The sequence below is a fragment of the Pseudooceanicola antarcticus genome (genome assembly GCF_900215355.1).
In the GTDB taxonomy this organism is placed as follows: Bacteria; Pseudomonadota; Alphaproteobacteria; order Rhodobacterales; family Rhodobacteraceae; genus Pseudooceanicola; species Pseudooceanicola antarcticus.
In genome coordinates, this window is sequence record NZ_OBEA01000002.1 from 370480 (window position 1) to 392482 (window position 22003).

At 65.8% G+C, this 22003-nt stretch carries 22 protein-coding genes; 3 read left to right on the plus strand and 19 right to left on the minus strand.

Annotated elements, in window-relative coordinates:
* The first annotated feature begins 34 nt into the window (after window positions 1-34).
* Window positions 35-544: a DUF6653 family protein gene (locus CRO50_RS06425; RefSeq protein WP_097145056.1), complete on the plus strand. Its 510-nt coding sequence runs from the start codon at window positions 35-37 to the stop codon at window positions 542-544.
* A gap of 53 nt (window positions 545-597) precedes the next feature.
* Here CRO50_RS06425 and CRO50_RS06430 read toward each other — a convergent pair.
* The 9 genes from CRO50_RS06430 to CRO50_RS06470 form a co-directional block, all read right to left on the minus strand.
* A protein-coding gene (locus CRO50_RS06430) for an IS3 family transposase (RefSeq protein ID WP_232617745.1) occupies window positions 598-1742 on the minus strand; the annotation gives its coding sequence in 2 pieces (ribosomal slippage) (window positions 598-1451 and window positions 1451-1742; 1146 coding nt in all).
* A gap of 393 nt (window positions 1743-2135) precedes the next feature.
* Complete coding sequence (locus CRO50_RS06435) at window positions 2136-3170, minus strand: zinc-dependent alcohol dehydrogenase (RefSeq protein ID WP_097145057.1); 1035 nt, start codon at window positions 3168-3170, stop codon at window positions 2136-2138.
* Complete coding sequence (locus CRO50_RS06440; RefSeq protein ID WP_097145058.1) at window positions 3167-4174, minus strand: branched-chain amino acid ABC transporter permease; 1008 nt, start codon at window positions 4172-4174, stop codon at window positions 3167-3169. The genes CRO50_RS06435 and CRO50_RS06440 overlap by 4 nt, the downstream gene beginning before the upstream one ends.
* A 9-nt stretch (window positions 4175-4183) precedes the next feature.
* The gene (locus CRO50_RS06445) at window positions 4184-5044 is read right to left on the minus strand and encodes a branched-chain amino acid ABC transporter permease (RefSeq protein WP_097145059.1); all 861 of its coding nucleotides are present in this window, start codon (window positions 5042-5044) and stop codon (window positions 4184-4186) included.
* A complete protein-coding gene (locus CRO50_RS06450) occupies window positions 5031-5765 on the minus strand; it encodes an ABC transporter ATP-binding protein (RefSeq protein WP_097145060.1) in 735 nt (244 codons plus the stop codon). The genes CRO50_RS06445 and CRO50_RS06450 overlap by 14 nt, the downstream gene beginning before the upstream one ends.
* A complete protein-coding gene (locus CRO50_RS06455; RefSeq protein ID WP_097145061.1) occupies window positions 5762-6490 on the minus strand; it encodes an ABC transporter ATP-binding protein in 729 nt (242 codons plus the stop codon). The genes CRO50_RS06450 and CRO50_RS06455 overlap by 4 nt, the downstream gene beginning before the upstream one ends.
* Window positions 6491-6498: 8 nt before the next feature.
* Window positions 6499-7797 (minus strand): ABC transporter substrate-binding protein, encoded by a 1299-nt coding sequence (locus tag CRO50_RS06460; RefSeq protein ID WP_097145062.1) that lies wholly within the window; start codon window positions 7795-7797, stop codon window positions 6499-6501.
* Between the two features lie 92 nt (window positions 7798-7889).
* Window positions 7890-8726 carry an SDR family NAD(P)-dependent oxidoreductase gene (locus tag CRO50_RS06465; RefSeq protein ID WP_097145354.1) on the minus strand — a complete coding sequence of 279 codons (837 nt, stop codon included), beginning with the start codon at window positions 8724-8726 and terminating at the stop codon, window positions 7890-7892.
* Window positions 8727-8755: 29 nt separating this feature from the next.
* Window positions 8756-9271 (minus strand): 2,4'-dihydroxyacetophenone dioxygenase family protein, encoded by a 516-nt coding sequence (locus tag CRO50_RS06470; protein ID WP_097145063.1) that lies wholly within the window; start codon window positions 9269-9271, stop codon window positions 8756-8758.
* A 264-nt stretch (window positions 9272-9535) separates the two neighbouring features.
* Between CRO50_RS06470 and CRO50_RS06475 the strand changes: the two genes are divergently transcribed.
* Window positions 9536-11140 carry a XylR N-terminal domain-containing protein gene (locus CRO50_RS06475; RefSeq protein WP_179747214.1) on the plus strand — a complete coding sequence of 535 codons (1605 nt, stop codon included), beginning with the start codon at window positions 9536-9538 and terminating at the stop codon, window positions 11138-11140.
* Between the two features lie 30 nt (window positions 11141-11170).
* On the opposite strand, the gene dgoD is transcribed toward CRO50_RS06475, so the two are convergent.
* The 4 genes from dgoD to CRO50_RS06495 form a co-directional block, all read right to left on the minus strand.
* Entirely contained in the window at window positions 11171-12346 is a 1176-nt protein-coding gene (dgoD, locus tag CRO50_RS06480) for a galactonate dehydratase (protein WP_097145065.1), read from the minus strand.
* A gap of 16 nt (window positions 12347-12362) precedes the next feature.
* A complete protein-coding gene (locus CRO50_RS06485) occupies window positions 12363-13637 on the minus strand; it encodes a TRAP transporter large permease (protein WP_097145066.1) in 1275 nt (424 codons plus the stop codon).
* On the minus strand, window positions 13634-14143 hold the full coding sequence (locus CRO50_RS06490; RefSeq protein ID WP_097145067.1) for a TRAP transporter small permease: 510 nt from the start codon (window positions 14141-14143) through the stop codon (window positions 13634-13636). Before CRO50_RS06490 ends, CRO50_RS06485 begins: the two co-directional genes overlap by 4 nt.
* 65 nt (window positions 14144-14208) lie before the next feature.
* Entirely contained in the window at window positions 14209-15231 is a 1023-nt protein-coding gene (locus tag CRO50_RS06495) for a DctP family TRAP transporter solute-binding subunit (protein ID WP_097145068.1), read from the minus strand.
* Window positions 15232-15344: 113 nt separating this feature from the next.
* Here CRO50_RS06495 and CRO50_RS06500 point away from each other — a divergent pair, with 113 nt between their 5' ends.
* On the plus strand, window positions 15345-16133 hold the full coding sequence (locus CRO50_RS06500; RefSeq protein WP_097145069.1) for a FadR/GntR family transcriptional regulator: 789 nt from the start codon (window positions 15345-15347) through the stop codon (window positions 16131-16133).
* 129 nt (window positions 16134-16262) lie between these two features.
* On the opposite strand, the gene CRO50_RS06505 is transcribed toward CRO50_RS06500, so the two are convergent.
* Genes CRO50_RS06505 through CRO50_RS06530 form a run of 6 tightly spaced genes read right to left on the minus strand, consistent with a single transcriptional unit; the run spans window position 16263 to window position 22001 of the window.
* The gene (locus CRO50_RS06505; RefSeq protein WP_097145070.1) at window positions 16263-16907 is read right to left on the minus strand and encodes an aspartate/glutamate racemase family protein; all 645 of its coding nucleotides are present in this window, start codon (window positions 16905-16907) and stop codon (window positions 16263-16265) included.
* Window positions 16908-16909: 2 nt separating this feature from the next.
* Entirely contained in the window at window positions 16910-17407 is a 498-nt protein-coding gene (locus CRO50_RS06510; RefSeq protein ID WP_097145071.1) for a nucleoside deaminase, read from the minus strand.
* A complete protein-coding gene (locus tag CRO50_RS06515) occupies window positions 17397-18371 on the minus strand; it encodes an ABC transporter ATP-binding protein (protein WP_097145072.1) in 975 nt (324 codons plus the stop codon). The genes CRO50_RS06510 and CRO50_RS06515 overlap by 11 nt, the downstream gene beginning before the upstream one ends.
* Entirely contained in the window at window positions 18368-19363 is a 996-nt protein-coding gene (locus CRO50_RS06520) for an ABC transporter ATP-binding protein (protein ID WP_097145073.1), read from the minus strand. The genes CRO50_RS06515 and CRO50_RS06520 overlap by 4 nt, the downstream gene beginning before the upstream one ends.
* The gene (locus CRO50_RS06525) at window positions 19360-20820 is read right to left on the minus strand and encodes a chlorohydrolase family protein (protein WP_232617744.1); all 1461 of its coding nucleotides are present in this window, start codon (window positions 20818-20820) and stop codon (window positions 19360-19362) included. Before CRO50_RS06525 ends, CRO50_RS06520 begins: the two co-directional genes overlap by 4 nt.
* A complete protein-coding gene (locus CRO50_RS06530; protein WP_097145074.1) occupies window positions 20820-22001 on the minus strand; it encodes an amidohydrolase family protein in 1182 nt (393 codons plus the stop codon). Before CRO50_RS06530 ends, CRO50_RS06525 begins: the two co-directional genes overlap by 1 nt.
* Window positions 22002-22003: the final 2 nt, after the last annotated feature.

A 22003-nucleotide genomic window follows, 5' to 3' on the forward strand; every position in this document is an offset into this window, starting at 1 on the left:
GGAAAACGGCGCTGCCAGACGAAGGAAAAACCGCGTGACCCTCGAAAGAAAAGTTGCACAAGTTTTCAAGCTGACGGATGAGAACTGGATGAAACATGCCAATCCCTGGAGTGTATGGACGAGATACTCGGTTCTTCCATTGATCGTATTGGCATTCTGGAGCCGTGTTTGGATCGGTTGGTGGTGTTTGATCCCAGGAATCCTGTCCCTGCTTTGGGTATTCCTGAACCCAATCTTCTTCTCAAGGCCCGCCTCGACCCGCAACTGGGCGTCAAAGGCTGTCTTGGGGGAACGGGTCTACCTGAACAGGGACCAAGTCCCGATCCCTAAGATCCATCAATCGCCGATATTTCCTCTGCTGAATATCGTGTCTTTTATTGGTCTGCTTGTGGCAGTTTGGGCAACCGTCACCCACTCGATCTGGGGTGCAGTTCTGGGGGTGAGTTTGGCATACATGGGCAAGAGCTGGTACCTTGATCGCATGGTCTGGCTCTACGAACTGATGAAGGACGAACATCCGGACTATCGCAAATGGGACTTCTAGGATGACGAGGCGTCTGAGCTACTCCCCAATGTTTGGACAGCTTTCCGCGTAGATTAAGCTACTCTTTGCTCCTGCTGACCGGGTTGGGTTTCATTTTTTTTCAGCCAATAGACCACGGCTGGAGGTTTGCCGCCAAGGGCTGAATGGGGGCGTTTGCGTTTGTAGAACTCGATCCATTTCCCGACGCCGGCCTTTGCCTCTGATCCGGTCTCCCAGGCGTGCAGATAGACGCACTCATATTTCAGGCTCCGCCAGAGCCGCTCAACGAAGATGTTGTCGAGGAACCGGCCCTTGCCATCCATCGAGATACGGATACCAGAGCGCCGCAACCGATCAGTCCAGGCAAAGGACGTGAACTGCGATCCCTGGTCGGTGTTCATGATCTCGGGCGGGCCGAACCTAGCGATGGCCTCGTTCAGCGCATCGACGCAGAAGTCTGCCTCCAGCGTGTTCGAGATGCGCCAGGCCAGCACCTTTCGGGTGTGCCAGTCCATGATCGCCACCAGATACAGGAACCCACGCCGCATCGGCAGGTAGGTGATGTCGGCCGCCCAGACCTGGTTGGGCCGCTCCACCCGCAATCCACGCAGCAGATAAGGGTAGATCTTGTGGCCCTTGGCGGCTTTGCTGGTGTTGGGCTTCTGGTAGATCGGCATCAAACCCATCAGCCGCCGGATGCGCTTCTCATTCACCTGATGGCCCTCATTGCGCAGATGCCAAGTCATCTGGCGCACCCCGAAGAATGGTGTTTCCAGGGACTGCTCATCGATCTGGCGCATGAGTGCGAGGTTCAGCGCAGTCTCGCCCTTCGGGCGGTAGTAGAACGACGACCGTGGGATCGACAGCAGCTTGCACTGCTTGCCGATGGACAGGTCGGGATTGCCCGGTTCGATCATCTGGCGCCTCACGTCACGCCCCAAGGCTTGAGCTTTCTGGCCAAAAAATCGTTGGCCACAGCCAGCTCCCCGATCTTGGCGTGCAGTTCTTTGACCTGCTCCTCGCCGATCTCCGGAGCCTTCCTGACGCCACGTTCGAACACGCCCGACGCGCCTTCCAACAAGGCCCTCTTCCATGTGTGGATCATCGTCGGATGAACCCCGAACCGGCTCGCCAGCTCCGCCACCGTCTGCTCACCCTTCAGCGTTTCCAGCGCCACCTTCGCCTTGAACTCAGGCGAATGCTGCTTCCGTTTCGACATCTCTGATCTCCTTCTCGTCGAAGATCAGCAGACAGCAAATCGTAGCATACGTCAGTGTCCGATTTTCGGGGGGTAGCTCAAGGTACTTGTCATATGCTTGGGTGGTGCAAAGTGTGGTATGCTGCCTGAGAATAAAAATTTATAGATTTTAAATCAGTATCTTGTAGCAACTTAAATGCGGACACCTCCTCCGCCATCATGCATATTCCGTGGTTTTGATCGGGCCTCGCCTGGTGTCGCTGACCGCGTGCAGTCCGGTGTTCATGCAGCTCTTCGTCCTGTCGATCGGACGTCTACGCGCCCCTGGGCCTCGGTGCGCGCCTGTCCGAAGACAGAGCCCGCCACCGCAAGGCAGCAATGGCGGGCTCATGTCGCCTCGGGAGGGCTGCATGGCTACCTGGCCTGTGCGCCTGCCGTGGTCCGCGTTGGATCGACAAGGATCTTGCATTGCGTTGTCCGTGTCCTCAGGGCCTCGAAGGCATCCGGCATGTCCAGCAGGGGCACCTGGGAAGAGACCAGGTGCTGGGGGGCATAGGTTCCGCCGTCGAGGGCGCGGATGGCCGTTTCAAACTCGGGCATGGTGAAGAAGACCGACATGACGATGGTCACTTCCTTCGAGATGGCGCGGAAGCTGTCCAGGTGATCCGGGGCGGTGCAAAGACCCAGCACCACGACCTTGCCGCGCGGGGCGGCGAGGTCGATGCAGTGGTCGATGAGGCCGGCCTTGCCGACGCATTCAAAGACGATCTCGGGCGCCGTGCCGCCGCAGGCCTCGGCCGTGCGGGCGGCCATGTCGTCTCCCGAGAGGATGAAATCGGTGGCGCCGAGGTCCATGGCGCGGTCGCGCTGGTGCTCGTGCAGGTCGGCAACGACCACCTGCGCCGCGCCCATGCGCCGGGCCCAGAAGGCAACCGCCAGCCCGATGGCGCCGGCCCCGACGACCAGCACCCGCGCCCCCGGCTGCAGCCCCGCGCGCAGCACCCCGTGCAGCGCCACGGCCAGCGGCTCGGCCAGGGCGCCATCGGTCACGGTGATCCCCCAGGGCAGCTTGCGGCACTGGAACTCGTCGAGGGCGGCGTATTCCGCGTAGCCGCCGCCGATCAGCTCGAAGCGGCTGCACCAGGCGGGTTCTCCGCGCTGGCAGGCCGGGCAGGTGCCGCAGCCCCGCAGGGGGGCGGCGGCGACATGGTCCCCGGGCTTCAGGTGCCGGACGCCGCGACCGACATCGATCACCTCGCCCGAGAACTCGTGCCCGATCACCTCTCCGCCCTGCAGGCCGAACGTGGGGTCTTCGGTCATGTGCAGGTCGGACCCGCAGATCCCGCAGCGGCAGACCTTCAGCAGGACCTGGCCTGGGCCGGCCTCGGGCGTGTCCACGTCGGTCACGCGCAGCGGCTGGCCCAGGCTGTCGAATACGGCGGCCTTCATGCCTTGTCCTCCACGATCAGCTTGCGGCGTACCGGGAACCAGGGGTGGTCCCCCAGCTTCTGCAGCAGGCCCCAGACCCCGCCTCGGGCGTAGAGCGCGATCACCAGGGTCAGCAGGCCCAGGACGATCAGGTAAGCGGAGCCGAACTCGCCGAAGAGCCGGTCGGCGAAGAAGTAGATCAGCGCGCCGATGATCGCCCCCTCGATGGAGCCGATGCCGCCCACCATGACGATGAAGATCGACATGGAGGCCCAGAACGGGTCGAAGCCGGCGCCGGGGGTGATGCGCAGCTGCGCCATGTAGTAGATTGCGCCCGCCAGCCCGGTGCCGACAGCGGCGGCGACGAAGATGCAGAACCGCAAGCGGCCCACGTTGACACCCTGGCTGGCCGCCGCGACGGGGTTGTCGCGCATCGCGGTCAGCGCCAGCCCGTGGCGCGAGCGAAGCAGCCAGTAGCTGCCGCCGATGGTGGCCAGCAGCAGCACGGCACAGAGCAGCACGAAGGCTACCTCGCGTTCATGCTGGCTGTATTGGGTCATCACCCGCAGGGTCATCCCGGCGCCTGCGTTGACGTAGTCTATGTTCGACGTGGCCAGGCGAACGGCCTCGGCCACCACCCAGGTGCCGATGGCGAAATAGGGCCCGTCGAGGCGGCGCAGCAGCAGGTAGGTCGGCACCGCCAGCACCGCCGGTGCGATGACCGACAGGAAGACCGCGACGAAGGGATTCACGCCGAAGTTCTGCGCCAGCACGAAGAGCAGGTAGCCTGCCACCCCGATGAAGGCCTGCTGGCCAACCGAGACCAGCCCGGCGTAGCCGGCCAGCAGGTTCCACATCTGGGCGATGGCGATGTAGCAGCAGAGCTCGATGGCCCAGCGGATATTGCCCGAGGTCGCCCACCAGGGCATGGCGACGAGGGCGAAGAGCACCATGATCCCGAAGGTCATCGCGATGCGGCTTGAGGTCGTGGCGCGGGCCACGCGCATGTGTTTGATGGTTTCCATGTCCGACCTCTATTTCTTGCGTGCCATGATGCCTTCGGGCCGCGTCGCGAGGACCAGAAGGAAGACGAGGTGCCCGAAGAGAATCCCCAGGCCGGGGTCGATCCTGAGGCCGATGGCCTGGGCGATGCCCAGCACCATGGAGCCCAGGAAGGCCCCCCAGATGGAGCCCATCCCGCCGATGATCACCGCCTCGAAGGCATAGATCAGCTGCGCCGAGCCGTCCGAGGGCGAGACCGTGGCCCGCAGCGCGGCGAAGACCGCGGCCAGGCCGAGGATGCCGACCGCGATGGCGGTGGCCGTGGCGTAGATCCGTTTCGGATCGACCCCTGTCATGGCCGCGGCCTCGGTATCGGCTGCCGCGGCGCGCAGGCCGCGACCGAAGCGGGTGTAGCGCATCACCGCGTCCAGCCCGCCGGTCAGCACGAAGGCGCAGACCAGCACGATCACCGGCAGCAGGCCGACGTAGATCGACCCGATCTGGAAGGACTCGCTGGCGATGCCCGAGTTGGGCAGGCTGCGGGTGTCGGCGGACCAGATCTCGAGCATCAGGTTCTGCAGCGCGATGGACAGCCCGAAGGTGGCGATCAGCGAGGGCAGGGGGTCCGCCCCCACCACGCGGTTGAGGATGAAGGTCTGCAGGGCCCAGCCGATGGCGACGGCGATGGGGACGATCACCACGATCAACCCGATGTTGCCCACGGGCAGCACGCCCGCCAGCGAGACGGCGATCAGCGACAGCAGGATCATCACGTCGCCATGGGCGATGTTGACGATCCGCATCACGCCGAACATCAGCGCCATGCCAAGCGCGTATTGCGCATACATGCCGCCCAGCAGGATTCCCTGGATGATTGCATCAAGCCACTGCATCTGACGCTCCGAAATAGGCCGCGGCGATGGCGTCGCGGGAGATGTCACTTGAGGCACCCGTCAGGGTGATGCGCCCTTCAAGCATGCAATAGAGCCGGTTGGAGGCTTCGCGGGCGAGGCTCACGTCCTGCTCCACCAGGACAATCGAGGTGCCGGCGGCGGTGATCTCGGGCAGGATCGCGTAGATCTCGCGGATCACCTTCGGCGCCAGGCCGAGGCTGATCTCGTCGCACAGAAGCACGCGCGGCTGGCAGAGCAGCGCGCGCGAGATCGCGACCATCTGCTGCTGTCCGCCCGACAGGTCCTCGATGGGCTGGCGGCGTTTCTCGCGCAGGATCGGGAAGAGCTCGAACAGCCGCTCGCGGGTCCAGTGCCCCTCGGCCTCGGGCAGGCGGGCGTTGTCGATGGCGACGAGCATGTTTTCCTCGACGGTCATGCCGACGAAGAGCCGCCGCCCCTCGGGCACCATGGCGATGCCGCGTCGCACCATCCGGTGCGCCGGGGTGCCGCCGACGGCCTGGCCGTCATAGCGCACCATCTCGGGCTGCACGGGCAGCAGTCCGAAGATGGATTTCAGGTAGGTCGACTTGCCCGCGCCATTGGCGCCGATGAGCGAGATCACCTCTCCCTCGTGCAGCTCCATGTCGATCCCGAAGAGGGCCTGGAAGTCGCCATAGCCCCCGGTCAGGGCGTGGGTCGACAGAATGGGTGTTCCGGTCATGCCTCTATCCCCATGTAGACGCGCTGCACCTCTGGGTCCTGCATGACGGTGTCGGGGGTGCCCTCGGCGATCTTGACGCCGAAGTTGAGCACCAGGACCCGGTCGGCCACCGCCATGAGGGCGTGCAGAACGTGTTCGATCCAGATGATGGTGACGCCGCGGTCGCGCAGGCGGCGGATCAGCTCCACCAGCTCGGCGCCCTCGGCATCGGTCAGGCCGCCGGCGATCTCGTCGAGCAGCAGCAGCTTGGGCTTGCCGGCCAGCGCGCGGGCCAGTTCCAGCCGCTTGCGGTCCAGCAGGGTCAGCCCGCCCGCAAGGGTGTTCGCCCGCGCCAGCAGACCGCAATCGGCGAGAATTCCGGCGCAATAGTCAGAGGCCTCGGCCTCCTTCATCTTAGCGCTCAGCATCGCCGGGACCATCAGGTTCTCGAAGGCGGTCATGTCGCCGAAGGGCTGGGGCACCTGGTAGGTGCGCCCGATGCCCCGCTGGCAACGCTTGAACGGCGGTTCGGCCTGAAGGTGGGAGCCGTCAAGCGACAGCTCCCCCCCGTTCGCGGCATGATCGCCGCTGATCAGGTTGAACAGCGTGGTCTTGCCGGCACCGTTCGGGCCCAGGATCCCCAGGACCTCTCCGCGCGCCACATCGAAGGTCACGTCGTCCACCACGGTGACCGCGCCGAAGCGCTTGGTCAGTCCGCGGGCCGACAGCAGCACCTGATCAGACATGCGATCCCTCACGACCAGTCGAGCGGTTTCATCTGCGCATCCGGCTCGAGCACGTCCGGATAGAGCGAGTTGTCCACGATCTTCAGGTCGAAGGGCCAGGTTTCGCCCTCGACCCACTGACCGCCGAAGATCGGCGTCTTGCAGACGTTGGGGTGCGGACCATCGGCAAAGCTGATGTGGCCGACGAGGGTCTCCAGGTCGGTGGCGGCCAGCGCGTCGCGGTTGGCCTCGCGGTCCAGCGGATCGGAGGAGCGTTTCAGCGTGTCCAGGATCACTTCCCACAGGGCGTGGGAATAGCCCAGAGGTTGCGTCCACTGCTTGCCGGTCTCCGCCTCCCAGATGTCCGCGATCTCCTGGCTGGTCTGGCCGGTCAGGGACGAGGTGTAGGGGAAGGCGGGCGTCCACCAGACTTCCGAGGACATGCCCTCGCCAAGCTCGCCCATGGCCTCGATGCCCGAGGGGAAGAGCAGGGCCGCGGCCACGGTCACCACCTTGGGCGTGTAGTTCTGCTGCTTGCACTGGGTGATGAAGGTCTTCAGGTCGGCCACGTAGGTGATGCCGCCGACGATCTCGCAGTCGTTGGCCTTGAAGGTCGAGATCTGGGCCGAGAAGTCGTTGGTGCGGGGCTCGAACATCGAGGGCGCGAAGGCCTCAAAGCCGGCGTCACGGACGGCAGGCGGCAGGCCGTAGTCCTCGTTGCCCCAGGTCTCGCCATCGGCGTTGCGCGGGAAGAGCATGCCGACCTTGCCGTTGGTCTCGATCGACTTCCACATGCCGGTGAAGGTGCCCAGCACGTCTTCCAGGCCCCAGAAGAAATGGTAGGTCCAGTTGAAGGGCGCCTCGCCGCCGCCACGGGGCATGACGAAGGCCTGCCAGGGCGAGTTGGACGAGATGCAGGGCACGCCGTAGAGCTCGCACTGATCGGCGGTCGGGTTGTTGATGTCGGTGGTCGAGGCGGGCAGCATCAGCGCCACCTCGTCGTTCAGGATCAGGTCGCCCGCCAGTTCCGCCGCACGGTTGGGGTTCGACTGGGCGTCGCGCAGCAGGATCTCGATGTTGTAGGTCTCGCCGTTCACCTCGATGCCGTCGGCCACCAGCTCCATGATCTTGGCGGTGGTGTATTCGTCGGTTTCCCCGAAGAGAGACAGCGGGCCGGTCATCGGGCTGATGACGCCGATCTTGATGGTCTTGGCGCCCCGGGCCCGTGCCGCGTGGGGCAGGGCGATGGTGGCGGCGGTGACCGCGCCCAGGCCCTTGAGCAGCGTGCGGCGGTCGAGATGGTCTTTCGGATTGATCTTGAGTGTCATGGTCTTCCTCCCTGATTGAATCCCGCGGCGGGCTCCTCCTGCCTTTCGCGGGACCTGTCTTGGCTGGCGGCGGAGCGCCGCCAGACCCTTCGTCAGTCGATTTCCTGCGCAGGTCGCAGGATCAGGCCGCCGTCGATCACCATCTGCGCCCCGGTCACATAGCCGGAGGCCTGCGAGGCGAGGTAGAGCGCCAGGGGCTTGATCTCGTCGGTTTCCGCCACGCGGCCCAGGCAGGACCAGCGTATGAAGGCCTGCCGGTCCTCGACATTGGCCATGCGTCCGCCCGCGATATTGGTGATGAACGGCCCCGGACAGATCGCGTTGACGCGGATCTGGTAGCGCCCCAGTTCCATCGCCAGCTGCTTGACCAGGTGGCTCACCCCGGCCTTGGCCGGCATGTAGGGGGTGCCGACGATGCCGTCGGCGTAGAAGGCGGCAATGGACGAGGTGGCGATGATCGACCCGCCCCGGCCCTGGGCCTTCATGTGGCGCGCCGCCAGCTTCATGGTGTTGTAGATCGAGGTCAGGTTGATCCCGATCACCTTGTCCCAATGGGCATCGTCCAGCGCGTCGATCTGGCCGTCCGGGTTGCGCCGACCCTCGGGTGTCAGGAAACCGGGGCCCGCGTCGACGCCCGCATTGGCGAAGACGACATCCAGGCCGCCCTGGCGCTCGGCGACGGCCTCGAAGGCCTCGGCCAGCGCCGCGCGGTCCGTCACGTCGACCACCGCACCCGTGACCTGCCCCCGGAGGCCGCTGTCGCGAAGTTCACCCAGGGTCCGGTCGAGCTGATCGCCGTTGATGTCCAGCAGGGTGACGTTGGCCCCCTGGCTGGCCATGATCTCGGCATAGGCGCGGCCAAGGCCATAGGCGGCGCCGGTCACGAGGACGGATTTCCCCGCCACGTCGAACATCGTCTCAAGCGACATGTCGTCTTCCTTCCTGCGATCCAGCGCGATCACATGAACATGTCCTGGTTGACCGGGATGCCGTTGGCTTCGCAGTAGGTCACGTAGTGGTCGATGAACCAGAAGACGTCGGCCGTGAAGTCGAAGTTGGCGTCGTCGTCATAGAATTCGATCGCGCCATTGATCCAGAACAGCGCCTTCATGCCGTTCGGGTCATCGGAATAAAGGGTATGGGCCGTGCCCGGCAGCTCGTAGACGAAGTCTCCGGGGCGGGCGACCCAGTCGTATTCGTAGTAGCCCCAGGAGCCCTCCAGCGTCACGGCAGAGACCACGCCGCGGTGCTTGTGGGTGCCGATGCGCCCGCCGCCCTTGACCCAGAGGATGTTCGCGACCGAGTTCTGGCGGATGTCGAAGGCCAGGTGCTTGATCGCGGCGGCCTCTCCGAAGGGCACCCAGGGGGTGTTCTTGTCGTCGCCGGGAATGAAGGCGCCCTCCTTGCCGAAGCGATTGATCATCGCCTCGTGGGGCTCGTCCGGCAGCTTGGTAATCAGGTCTTGCTTGGTCATGTGTTCCTCCCTTTGCCCCCGGTTCCCGAGGGCGACAGCAAGGAGGCCGCCGATAGCTGTATCTCGTCAAAATCTTTTTTCCATGCTGCGCGGCAGCGTCAGAAGGGCACGCCTTGTTTCCCAAGGGTGAGGGGCCGAAAATTACTTGAGGAGTCTCCTGTTTCGCGGCGAAGGGGCAGGATTTCTCTGCGCCGCGGCTCAATCATTTGATGAAGTCTTTGCACCATATGATTAAATGGGGGCATGAGAATCTCACGCGAAGAAATGAGCCTTCTGGACCGCGGCGGGCGTCCGACCCTGGCGGACATGCTCGAGAAGATGACCTTCAGTCCGACGCGCGGCAGTATCGAGCTGAACGGTGCCCGGATGGTTTTGGCGCGCGCGACCTTCGGGGTGGACCTGCAGGACGAGCTGGTGCGCCGTTTCGGAGAGCGGGAGGCGATGGTCCTGATGCTGCGCCTGGGCTATCGCAGCGGCCGGGAGGATGCGGAATTCGTCCGGCGCGCCTGGCCCAACCTGGACGTGGGCGACGCCTTCACCGCCGGGACGCGGCTGCACATGGTCACGGGCACCGTGCGGGTCGAGACGATGCACAACGACTTCGACTTCCGCAACGACCGGTTCTCCGGCGACTTCCTCTGGCATGAATCGGTCGAGGCGACGGAATACCAGCGCCGCCACGGGCGGGCGACGAAGCCCGTTTGCTGGGCCCAGACCGGCTATGCCGCAGGCTATGCCAGCGTCTTCTTCCGCAAGCTGATCCTCTACAAGGAGGTCAGCTGCGCGGCCATGGGCGACAAGGCATGCCGGGTCGTCGGCAAGACTGTCGACGATTGGGGGCGGGATGATCCATTCGTCCGCATGTTCCTCGAAGAGGTGCTGGTCACCAAGGCCGAGAGCCTGCCCCGTTTCGACAGGGAAGAGAGCGGCGGCACAACCGCCGATGCGGCACGGATCGAGGACCTGATCGTCGCGCCCGTGCGCAGGGACCTGGAGAGGATCGCCGAACATCGTCTGAACGCGCTTGTCACCGGGCCCGACGGCTCCGGCCGCTTCGCGGTGGCGAACTGGTTGAAGGCAAAGCGGTTCCGCACCGCCGAGCTGCACAATGTGCACGGCGCCTCCCCGGCCTTGCCCGAGGTGCTGCAGAAGATCTCGCAGGCGCTGGCGAAGGGGGCCGCAGGCGGGCAGGTCCTTGTCATCGACGCGCCGGAAAGCCTGCCGGACCCCTTGCAGATAGACCTCCTGCGGCTCATGCGATCCGCCCAGGCACGGCCCGAGAAATTTCTCCTCGTCGGGATTTCCACGGCCTCCCCGCCGCAACTGCAGCGGCAGGGAGGGCTGCGGGCAGAGCTCTTCTACGCCCTGTCGACCGCCTGCCTGGCGATGCCGCCGCTGGATGACAGGCCAGAGGACATCGAAGCCCTGGCCACGGCCTTGCTGGCACGGAGCGCGCAGCACGGGGCGGGGGCTGCTCCGGTGCTCTCGGACGGTGCTCTCGAGGTTCTGCGGAACTTCCGCTGGCCGGGCAACCTGCCGCAACTCGAGCAGACGGTCCGGCGCGCGGCCCTGATGGCGGAAACGCCGGGGCTGATCACGGCGGCGGATATCCACGCCGCGACCAGCGACCAGGCAACGCCGGTCCCGGATGCCGCGGGCCCGGCATCTCAGCCGGAGGACGACAGGATCGACCAGCTCTGGCGGGAGCTTCACCCGCTGTTGCAGCAGGGGCAAACCCTGGACCAGATCGTCTCGGCGCTGGAGCACCGCGCGCTTGCCGAAGCCGGAGGGAACACATCGGCGGCGGCCCGGCAGCTTGGGCTTACGCGGGCCAAGCTCGACTACCGTCTCAACAGGAAGCGGGACTAGGGAAGGCACCGACGGCATTCCCGCAAGCCGTCACCAGTGGGCGATGCGGCCATCGCCGTGAATGGCTTCAAGCGCCGGAATTTCCTCCTGCTTGAATGGGTACTTGGCGGCGGTCTTCTCGTCGATCTCGATCCCCAGCCCAGGAGCATCGGGGACGGCCCAGGCGCCTGAGACCAGCTCCAGCGGATAGGAGCTGCAGATGTCCTCGAACCAGGGCACGAGACCGACGGCTTCTTCCTGGATCACGAAGTTCGGCGTGGCGACATCGAACTGCAGCGCCACCGCCCCCGCTACAGGGCCCATCGGGTTGTGCGGGCAGACGCCCATGCCTGCCGCCTCGGCGATGGCGGCGATGCGGCGTCCTCCGCTGAAACCGCCGCAATGGGCCAGGTCCGGTTGGACAAAGGCCACGGCGCGGGTTTCGGCGACCTCGGCGAATTCGCGGGGCGAGAAAAGGCGCTCTCCTGTTGCCAGCGGGCAATCGACGCGCCGGGCAAGATCCGCCATGGCGGGGGTGTTGCCCGGCTGGATCGGCTCTTCGATGAACATCGGACGGATCGGCGCGATCGCGTCGATATAGGCCTTGGCCGCGTCAAGGCTTTCGGGGCGGCCATGGAAATCGGTCATGATGTCGACCTCGTCTCCGACCCGCTCGCGCACGGCCTGGGCCAGCTTGGCGGTATGACGCACCGCCGACAGCGGGGCATCATGGCCGGTGTAGGGGATCAGGCCCAGCTTGACGGCGGAATAGCCCATTTCGACCGTTTCCTGCACCGCGTCGCAGAAGGCGCTGATGTCCTCGATGCCGACCTGCGCTCCGATCTTGGCGCGGCGCAGGTGGGTATAGACCCGGATGTTGTCGCGTACCCTGCCGCCGAGCAACTCCCAGACCGGGACGCCCAGGGCCTTGCCCTTGATGTCCCACAGCGCCTGTTCGATGCCCGATACGGCCGAGCCGCTCACCGCGCCGAGCGGCCAGAAGCCGAAGCGGGTCATGCGGGCGACCAGATGCTCGATCCGCATCGGGTCTTCGCCGATGACCAGGGGGGCGAGATCCTCGATGGCGCCGTTGACGGCACGGGTCTTCCATTCCAGCGTTGCCTCTCCCCAGCCATGAAGACCGGGTTGATCGGTTTGCACTTTGACGAAAACCCAGTTGCGGTGGATCGCGTTGACGATGGTGGTTTCGATGGATGTGATCTTCACGAGAGGCCTATTGGGATCAGGGATTGAGCAACACCGGCAGCCATGTGGACAGCTGCGGGACGAGACAGAGAAGGACGACCGCCGCCAGTTCCGCGACGAGGAAGGGCGTCAGGGCGCGCATCAGGGGAAGCATGCCGATCTTGCCGACGCGCATGACGACGAAGAGGACGACGCCGACCGGTGGCGTGACGAGGCCGATGGCAAGGGTGATCATCACCACCATGCTGGCCTGCAGCGGGTCGATGCCGAGCTCGCGCACCGGCGGCAGGAGCAGCGGCACGAAGATCAGGATCGCCGCGCCGATATCCAGGAAGGTCCGCAGCACCAGCATCAGCAGCGCGATGGCCAGGAGGAAGAGCACCGGCTGTCCGCCAAACATGTCCGCGGCGGCGCTGATCCCCGAGGCGATGCCAAGCAGGTTCAGGGCGTAGGACAGGATCGTTGCCGCCGCCACCAGCAGGTAGATTGTCGCCGAGACCCTCGCGGCCTTCATGAAGGCGCGCCAGAGCCCGGCCAGGTCTATGCCGCGGAAGACGAAGACAGAGAGGAAGATGGCATAGGCAACGGCGATGCCGCCTCCTTCGGTCGCCGTATAGGCGCCGGCGACCATGCCGCCGACAATGATGACCGGCAGGGTGGCGACAGCGACGCCTTCGATGACCATGCGCCGGACACTGTCCCCCGAGGGCGCGGGTGTCGGTCTGGGCAGCTTGCCCCGCATCGCGTCGATTGCCACCACGACGGCGCAGGCCCCGCCCAGCAACAGGCCGGGGATGACGCCGGCCAGGAACAGGTCGACCACCGAGAGCCCGGAGACCGCCGCCAGCAGGATCGCCAGACCGGAAGGGGGGATGATCGGCCCGATGATCGAGGACGCGACAGTGACCGCCGCGGAATAGGGCTTGCTGTAGCCCTCCTTCGGCATCTCGGTGACGAACACACGGCCTAATGCGGCCGCATCGGCCACCGCCGAGCCCGAGATGCCGGCGAACAGCACCGAGGCCCCGATATTGGCAAAGGCGGTCCCGCCGGGCAGCCACAGGAAGGCGCGTTGGGCGATGGTGATGAGCCGGGTGGTGATGCCGCCCTGGCTCATGATCTCGGCGGCGAGGATATAGAAGGGCACGGCGAGGAAGACGAAGCTGTCAACGCCGGTGAACAGGCGCGTGGCGACGATCGCCAGCGGGATGTCGGCGACCCAGACACCGACAAGCCCGGCCAGGCCGATGGCGAAGGCGACGGGGACACCCAGGAACAGCAATCCCAGCCCGGTAATGGCGACCCAGATCATGCGGCGCTCCCGGTTTCGGTGGCATTGTCCTCATCGGGTTCGAAACCTGCGAACCAGGTCAGCGCGATCTGCACGAGCATCAGGGCGGCGCCGACCGGCAGCGCCATGTAGGGATAGATCATCGGAATTCCCGAGGCCGGGGCAACCTGGGCTGCGTTGCGCAGGGCCAGCGGCCAGCTGTAAACCAGAACATAGAGGCAGAAGATCGCCCCGACGGAATAGAGCGCCGATTTCACCAGGGGCGCGCGCCTGGGGCCGGCAAGGGTCTCGAGGAATTCGATGCCCATGTGTTCGGCGCGAAAGATGCAGGCGACAGAGCCCAGCATCATCAGCCAGATCATGAGATACCGCATGTATTCTTCGGTCCAGCTGAAGCCGGTATTGAACAGGTAGCGCCCGCCAACCTGCGTCAGGTTGAGGGCCGTAACGACGACAATGAGCAAGGTCGCCAGGATTTCCGTGGTCCGTGTCAGCAGCCTTGCGGCGGCGAGGGCGGTTCTGTGCATGTTGGAAGCTCCGGTTGCGCCGCCCCTTGCCTGCAATGGGCAAGGGGCGGCGGCCTGTTGTGGCCTTAGTCGTAGAGACGGTCTTTGGCCGCATCGACCTGGCCCAGAAGCTCGTCGACCAAGTCGTCTCCGACCTTGGTGCGGATGAAGGCCTCGACCGGCGCCTGGGTGATCTCCTTGAACGCGGCTTTCTCGTCAGGCGTCGAGACGTGGATTTCCATCCCCAGCTCTTCGCGCAGCTTCTCGGAGAAACGCCAGTCGCCTTCGGTCTTCTGAAGGTTCTCGGTCCAGGCCATCAGCAGCGCCGCGTCCTTGATGATCTGGCGGTTGCCTTCCGACAGGCCGCTGAACCATTCCTCGTTGGCGATGATGACGTGCAGGCCGAAGACATGCTCGTCGAGCGTGTAGTACTTCTGCACTTCCCCCAGGCCACCGCCATAGACGACCGCCGGCGGGTTCTCCTGTCCGTCGACCACGCCCTGGCGCAGCGACATCAGCACCTCGGACCCCGAGATCGGCGTCGCCGTGGCGCCCAGAGAGTTCACGAGCTCCATGAACACGGGGCTTTCCATGGTGCGGATCTTCATCCCGGCCATGTCTTCGGGGTTGACGATCGGGCGGATGTTGTTGGTGAAGGAGCGGAAGCCGTTCTGCGAGAAGGCAAGGGCGCGCAGGCCCGTCTTCTCGAGGATATCGGCACGCATGTCATCGGCGAACTCGCCGTTCATGACCTCCCATGCCACCGGCGCGCTTTCGAACAGGTAGGGGATCGACCAGACCTGCATGGGCGGATAGAAACCGGCCATCGCGCCATCGGCCGCGAAGGTCAGTTCCAGGCTGCCTTGCTGAACCTGCTCGAGCATCTCGCGTTCGCCGCCCAACTGGTTGTTGGGGAAGAGGCGGACGTTCATCTCTCCGTTGGATTTGAACTCGACATATTCCTTGAAACGCACAAGGGCGTTGTACTCGGGGAAATCCCCCTCGGGGATGCCGATGCCGAACTTGATGTCCTGCGCATAGGCTGCCGTGGACAATAGTCCGCTGACTGCCGCGGCGCATGCCGTGGCAACGATTTTCTTGATCAACATGTAATCCTCCAATTAGTCATCGCAGCCAACGAACTTGACAGGCTCCTCCCGTGTCCGCTGCAATGCTGATGTGCAGACTGTGCATCCTCTAGATCATATGTAAAGGCAAAAGTATGAAGGTCACTCGACCAGGGCTGCGTGTGGGCGATCTGGAGTTCCCGCTGGAAGTCGGCTCGCCCCTGCCAACCGGCGCGGCACAGGAGGCCGTGACGGTGCTGGGACGACGCATCACCAATGGCGTCTATGCGCCGGGTGAGACCATGCCGACCGAGCCCGAGCTTGCCGCCTCTCTGAACGTCAGCCGGGCCACGGTGCGCGACGCAATAAAAGTGTTGTCAGGCAAGGGGTTGGTGCGCACCGCTCGGCGCTACGGCACCCGCGTGCGCCCGCTCGAGGAATGGTCTCTGCTGGATGCGGATGTGGTCTCGTGGCACGATCCGGAGCACCCGCGCATCCACCAGATGTTCGCCGAAACCACCGAGTTGCGCTGCATCATCGAACCGGCCGCCGCGGCCCTGGCGGCCGAGCGCGCGAGTGACGACCAGATCGCGCGCATTTTGCAAAGCGCCCATGCCATGCATCCCGGCGAAGCGGATGTTCAGGCCATGTTCAACGCCGATTGCATCTTCCACGCCACCGTTCTCGAGGCCACCGGCAACATGATGATGCGGCAGATGCAGAAGATCATCCTGACGATTCTGCGGATTTCCTATGAATACGGCGTGCTGGTCGTGGACGGAGAGCCTGTCTCGCGCGAGGGCCACATCCACGTCGCCGAGGCGATCCGCGACCGCAATCCGGCGAAGGCCGAGCGGACCATGCGCGACATGCTGCAGATCAACCGCCGCACCGCCACCGATTTCTGGCAGCGCAACACGCTGACCACGGACATGTCTTCTTAGTCTCTTCGGGCCCAGTTTAGGCCCGCGCAGCTTACAGGTAAGCGGCTCTCACTGGCTTGATGGCTCGGACTTTCACCGCAGCTTGCCCTGGACGGGCCAAGCCCGCGCCGATTGTCGGTCCGGGCAAGCTCAGGGGGCGGCCAACCCCTGTGCGAGGATCGCAGAGGCCAGGACACCGTCGACCAGCACCGTGCCGGTGCGCTCGGACAGGCCACGCCGCAGCCGGGACATGCCGGCGCAGCCAAGGACGACGGCCCCGGCTCCGGCGGCTTTCGCACCGGCGATGGCCAGCGCCATCCGGTCTTCGACAGCGGGGCCGCCGGCCTCGACCTCCAGCACCGGCAGGCCCGAGGCGAAGACACCGGCGCAGGCCTCTTGGTGGCCATAGCACTCGACGTTCGCCGCGATCACCGGGACCGATACTTCAAGGGTCGTCACGATGCCGAAGCGGTCGCCATGCAGCGCTGCAAGGGCCATGGCGGCCTGTCCGATGCCGATCACCGGACAATGGGCGGCCTGCCTGAGCTGCTCCAACCCGGTATCGTCGAAGCAGCCGATGATGATCGCATCCACCGCAGCGGCCTTCGCCTCTGGCAGCAGCGCCAGCAGCCCCTCGACGGCAGCGGCGCCATCTTCGGGCCCCTGGATGGTGGCGGGTCCCCGGTGGTTGGTCCAGCCAAGCACCTCTGCAGCGGGCGCGCCGTCGCGCGCCACAGAGACCATGCTGTCGGTCATCGCCTCGGTGGCATTGGGGTTCAGGTAGAGCAGGCGCATGATCAGAGCCGCGACCGAGCATGGCTGGCCCAGGCCTGCAGGATCTTCGTGGCCTCCGCGTCCAGATGCTGCTGCGCGGGCATGATCCTCTCGGCGACCGCATGCCCGCATTCGTGGGTCAAGCGCCCGACATCTATCGGAAACCGCACCGTCTCGGGCAGATCGCCGAGGACGTCTCCGGCCTGGGCCTTGTCAGCGGCATAGTAGAGCGCAGCGATCCCGGCGATGTTCATCGCCGCCACGCAGAGCGCGCAGGGCTCGCAGCTGGAATAGAGCTCGCAGCCGCGCAGATCGACGGTTTCGAGATTGCGGCAGGCATCGCGGATCGCTTCGGTTTCGCCGTGGGAGGTCGGGTCATGGTTCATCACCGAGCGGTTGATCCCCTCGCCGACGATCTTGCCGTCCTTGACGATGACCGCGCCGAAGGGCTCGGTGCCGGGGGTGTCGAGCGCCTCTGCCGAGATCTCGATGGCGCGGCGCATGAAGGATTCATTGTACATCGGTTCGGCCTTCTTCTGCCGCGAAACAGGCGACGCGGCGGTTGTGGACTTTCGCGCTGCGCTGCGGGCGTTCGGCCTTGCAGCGCTCGAAGGCCAGCGGACAGCGCGGGTGGAAGCTGCACCCCGAGGGCGGCGAGACCGGCGAGGGGACCTCTCCGCCCATGGGGCTACGGTCGCGGCGCGGCGCTTCGAGATCGGGGATCGTGTCGAGCAGCAGCCGGGTGTAGGGGTGCAGCGGGTTGGCAAAGAGATCGGCCGTCGGCTGGATCTCGACGATGCGGCCCAGGTACATCACCGCGATCACATCGGCCATGTGGCGCACCACGCTCAGGTCGTGGCTGATGAAGAGATAGGTAAGATCCATCTCCTTCTGCAGCCGCTTCATGAGGTTCAGCACCTGCGCCTGAACCGAGACATCCAGCGCCGAGGTCGGCTCGTCACAGACCAGGAACTCGGGCTCGCCTGCCAGGGCGCGGGCGATCGAGATGCGCTGCCGCTGCCCCCCAGAGAACTCGTGCGGGAACTTCAGACCATCGGCGGGCGCCAGCCCCACGGTGCGCAGCAGCTCGTCCACGCGGGTCGAGACCTCGGCTTCGGGCGTGTCGGGCCTGAGCGTCCGCAGCGGCTCGGCGATGATCCGGGCCACGCGCCAGCGCGGATTGAGGCTGGCAAAGGGATCCTGGAAGATCATTTGCAGGCGATCCCGGTCGCCATGGAAGCGGATGCTGCCGCCCGAGGGCGCATGCAGCCCGGTGACCAGCTTGGCGATGGTGCTCTTGCCGCAACCCGACTCGCCGACCAGCGCCAGCGTCTGGCCGCGCTGGATGGTGAAATCGACGCCATCGACGGCCCGCAGGGTCTTGCGCGGCTTGCGCTCGATCAGCCGGTTGAGCCAGGGGGCAGAGACGTCGAACCGGCGTTCCAGCGCGTCGACCTCGAGAATGGCATTGGGGCGCAGGGTCATGCGGCTTCTCCGGGGTTGAGGGTGGTTCCGGCCTGCGCCAGCCAGCAGGCTGCGCCGGCGGTTTCGCCGCTTTCGATACGCGGCACCTCGGCCCGGCAGCGCGGCCCCGCATGGGCGCAGCGCGGGTTGAAGGCGCAACCCGGCGGGATCGCGTTGAGCCGCGGCATCGAGCCGGGGATCATCTGCAATTCCTCCACGTCCTTGCGCAGCGACGGGATCGAGCCCATGAGCCCCACGGTGTAGGGGTGCTGCGGACGCCGCACCACGTCTTCGACGGCGCCGATCTCGGCCAGTCTCCCGGCATACATCACCGCGACCCGGTCGGCGGTCTCGGCGATCACGCCCATGTCATGGGTCACCAGCATCACCGCCGTGCCCCGCTCGCGGCAGAGGCGTTTCAGCAGCGCGGTGATCTGCGCCTGGATCGAGACGTCGAGCGCGGTTGTCGGCTCGTCCGCCACGATCAGTTCCGGCTCGGCGCAGAGCGCCAGGGCGATCACGATCCGCTGCCGCATCCCGCCCGAGAACTGGTGCGGATAGCTGTCGATGCGTTCCTCGACCGCCGGGATGCCCACCTCGCGCATCAGCTCCTTGGCGCGCTCGCGGGCTGCGGATTTGTCGAGGTCGGTGTGCAGGCGGATGGTCTCGACCAGCTGGTCGCCGACCCGGAACAGCGGGTTGAGCGAGGTCAGCGGGTCCTGGAAGATGGCCCCGATCCGGCGGCCGCGCACCGCCTGCATGGCGCGGTCATCGAGGTTGTCGATCCGATCACCAGATAGGTGGATGGTTCCGGCGGCAATGCGCCCCGGCGGCTCGAGCAGGCCCAGGATGGACATGCCGGTCATGGATTTTCCGGCACCGGATTCACCGACCATGCCCAGGATCTCGCCGCGCCGGATCTGCAACGAGATGTCATCGACAGCGGTCAGCACGCCCTTGCGGGTGGGAAATTCGACGCGCAGGTTCTGCACGTCGAGAACGACATCGCTCATGGCATGGCCCTTTCGTAGCTGGGGGTGAAGATCCGGCTCACCGACGGGTGGCCGGCGGTGCGGTCAGGGTATTTCGAGATCAGCCCGTCGAACTGCGCCTGGGCGCGGGCGGCGTCGCAGGCCTCGTCGATGCCGGGGATCACGCCATCGGCCATCACCTGGCGACCGTCGATGAAGACATCGCGCACGTCGCGGCCCGAGGCAGAGGTCATCAGCGTCTGCACCGGGTCGGGGGTCTGCAAGCTGCGGCGCAGGTCGATCACCGTGATGTCGGCCTTCGCGCCGGGGGCGAGGCGGCCAAGATCGGGGCGGTTCAGGGCTGTGGCGCCGCCCAGGGTGGCCGCGTCGAACATCTCTTCGGAGCGGATCGCCCCCACGCCCTCGGCCAGCCGTGCGGTCATCATGCCGATCTGCATGTTGAGGATCATGTCGGCGGGATGGGTGTCGGTGCCGAGGCCGATGGTGATGCCCCTGGCGCGGACGCCGGGGAAGCTCTTCAGCATCCCGCCATGTCGCGCGGCGACCAGCGGGCAATGCACCAGCGTCGCGCCGGCCCCGGCGATCAGGTCGAACTCTGCCTCCGTCGCCTGGGTGCCGTGGGGCAGCAGCCAATTGCCGCGCAACACCCCGATCCGGTCCAGCCATTCGATCGGCGCGCAGCCGTGTTGCTCGCGCACCAGGCGCAGTTCCACCGGCGACTGGCTGCAATGCTGGCGCACCGGAGCGCCCATCTCGGAGGCGATCTCGGCGGTGCGCTGCAGCAGGGTCTCGGTGCAGGTCTCGATGCGGTCGGGGGCGAACATCGCCCGGATGCGGCCGCCCGCGATCCCGTCGATGCGCCGGGCAAAATCGGCCGCATCCGCCAGGCCCTGCAGCCCGCGCGGTTCGTCGTAGATCGCGCGGATATTGCCCGCCTCATCCGTCACCTGCCCGCCGGTACGATAGGCCGGTCCCAGGTAGGCCCGCAGGCCGAGGTCTTCGGCGGCACTGGCGGCGGCCTCGAACTCGGCAACCGTCTCGCCCCATGCGCGGTAGAAGAGCGAGGCGATGGGCAGCGCCGTGGTGATGCCGTTGCGGATCAGTTGCGCGAAGGCGTGGCGTTTCTGGAAGGCCAGCTCCTCGGGCCCGTACATCTCGTAGGGACCGCGCGCGATGTAGGTTTCCGGCCAGACCCGCCCCGTCTTCCAGGCGGGGCCGTTGTCGTAGCCCAGGATGGTGGTGTCGAGATCCGAGAGCGCATCGAGGTCGATGAAACCGGGCGAGATCACCGCCTCGCCATAGTCGATCCGCCGCGCCACCTCGCCCTCGAAGGAGGCGCCGACATGCAGGACATCGGTCCCCTCGAAGACCACCACGCCGTTTTCGTGAACGACGTGGCGGCCATCGCGGTGGCCGATCACCCAGCGGGCAGAGAGAAGCGTCCGGCCCTGCATCGCGTCCTCCATCGCGTCCTCCATCACGGGGCCTCGATGACGCAGGCGCCATCGCGGGCGATGACGGCACCGCCCTTCAGCACCAGCTTGCGCGGGGCGTGATTGACGATTGCCTCGGCCAGGGTTTCGCCCTCGACCAGCAGGCAGTCGGCGCGGCAGCCCAGGTCCAGGCCATAGCCCTCGGCGCCCATGATCGCGGCTCCGCCGAAGGTGCAGATGTCCAGCGCGAGTTCGACCTCGTCATCGCGGCGCAGGTTGTTGCGCATCCCGATGTGCATGGCCTTTTCCAGCATGTCCGAGTTGCCATATGGGCCCCAGGTATCGCGGATGCCGTCACAGCCGGCGCCGGTCAGGATGCCAAGCGCATGCAGCTCCTTCACCGCGGGCACCGGGGCGGAGGCCGGTGCGGTGGTCAGGATGTGGATGCGGGTCTCGGCCAGCTTTTCCTGCAGGCCCGCCACATAGGCGCGGTCCACCGCGCCAAGGCAGAAGGCGTGCGAGATCGACACCATGCCCTGCATCCCCAGGGCGACGGTCCGGTCGATGATCTCTTCCATCGAGAACCAGCCAAGCGCGTCACGCTCGTGCAGGTGAATGTCGATGGGCTTGCCGTGTTTCTCGGCCAGCGCGAAGACCGTATCGAGGTGCCCCTTGGGGTCATGCTCCATGCCGCAGGGGTCGATGCCGCCCACCAGGTCCGCGCCCATGGCCAGGGCCTCGTCCATCAGCTCGGCGGTGCCGGGGCGGGTCATCATGCCGGACTGGGGGAAGGCGACGATCTGGATATCCACCATGCCGGCCAGTTTCTCGCGCGTGGCCATGACGCCTTCGATCCCGGCCAGCCCGTGGTGGGTGTCCACGTCCACGTGACTGCGGATATGGGTGCAGCCATGCGACATGGCGAGGATGGAGTGGCGTTCGCTCTGGACCTGGGGATCAAGGCCGAGAGAGACCTTCACCTCGCGCTCGTTGTTGATCTTGTCGATCAGCCGAGGCCCTACCTCGTTGCGGTACCACGGCAGGCCCAGCAGGGACTTGTCGAGATGCGTATGCGCCTCGACGAGGCCGGGGATCACGATGCGTCCGCCGCCGTCGATGACCTCGGCCGCCTCTGCGGGCTGGGCCACGAAGACGCCATCGGCGATATGCAGGTCGGTGGCCGGGCCACCCATGGGACGGACGTTCTTGAGGGTCTTGGAAGTCACTG

Bases quoted from the DNA above. Each gene is read 5' to 3' on its own strand.
- CRO50_RS06435 (WP_097145057.1), bottom strand. From the start codon at position 3,170: ATGAAGGCCGCCGTATTCGACAGCCTGGGCCAGCCGCTGCGCGTGACC.
- CRO50_RS06440 (WP_097145058.1), bottom strand. From the start codon at position 4,174: ATGGAAACCATCAAACACATGCGCGTGGCCCGCGCCACGACCTCAAGC.
- CRO50_RS06445 (WP_097145059.1), bottom strand. From the start codon at position 5,044: ATGCAGTGGCTTGATGCAATCATCCAGGGAATCCTGCTGGGCGGCATG.
- CRO50_RS06450 (WP_097145060.1), bottom strand. From the start codon at position 5,765: ATGACCGGAACACCCATTCTGTCGACCCACGCCCTGACCGGGGGCTAT.
- CRO50_RS06455 (WP_097145061.1), bottom strand. From the start codon at position 6,490: ATGTCTGATCAGGTGCTGCTGTCGGCCCGCGGACTGACCAAGCGCTTC.
- CRO50_RS06460 (WP_097145062.1), bottom strand. From the start codon at position 7,797: ATGACACTCAAGATCAATCCGAAAGACCATCTCGACCGCCGCACGCTG.
- CRO50_RS06465 (WP_097145354.1), bottom strand. From the start codon at position 8,726: ATGTCGCTTGAGACGATGTTCGACGTGGCGGGGAAATCCGTCCTCGTG.
- CRO50_RS06470 (WP_097145063.1), bottom strand. From the start codon at position 9,271: ATGACCAAGCAAGACCTGATTACCAAGCTGCCGGACGAGCCCCACGAG.
- CRO50_RS06475 (WP_179747214.1), top strand. From the start codon at position 9,536: ATGAGCCTTCTGGACCGCGGCGGGCGTCCGACCCTGGCGGACATGCTC.
- CRO50_RS06485 (WP_097145066.1), bottom strand. From the start codon at position 13,637: ATGATCTGGGTCGCCATTACCGGGCTGGGATTGCTGTTCCTGGGTGTC.
- CRO50_RS06490 (WP_097145067.1), bottom strand. From the start codon at position 14,143: ATGCACAGAACCGCCCTCGCCGCCGCAAGGCTGCTGACACGGACCACG.
- CRO50_RS06495 (WP_097145068.1), bottom strand. From the start codon at position 15,231: ATGTTGATCAAGAAAATCGTTGCCACGGCATGCGCCGCGGCAGTCAGC.
- CRO50_RS06500 (WP_097145069.1), top strand. From the start codon at position 15,345: ATGAAGGTCACTCGACCAGGGCTGCGTGTGGGCGATCTGGAGTTCCCG.
- CRO50_RS06505 (WP_097145070.1), bottom strand. From the start codon at position 16,907: ATGCGCCTGCTCTACCTGAACCCCAATGCCACCGAGGCGATGACCGAC.
- CRO50_RS06510 (WP_097145071.1), bottom strand. From the start codon at position 17,407: ATGTACAATGAATCCTTCATGCGCCGCGCCATCGAGATCTCGGCAGAG.
- CRO50_RS06515 (WP_097145072.1), bottom strand. From the start codon at position 18,371: ATGACCCTGCGCCCCAATGCCATTCTCGAGGTCGACGCGCTGGAACGC.
- CRO50_RS06520 (WP_097145073.1), bottom strand. From the start codon at position 19,363: ATGAGCGATGTCGTTCTCGACGTGCAGAACCTGCGCGTCGAATTTCCC.
- CRO50_RS06525 (WP_232617744.1), bottom strand. From the start codon at position 20,820: ATGGAGGACGCGATGGAGGACGCGATGCAGGGCCGGACGCTTCTCTCT.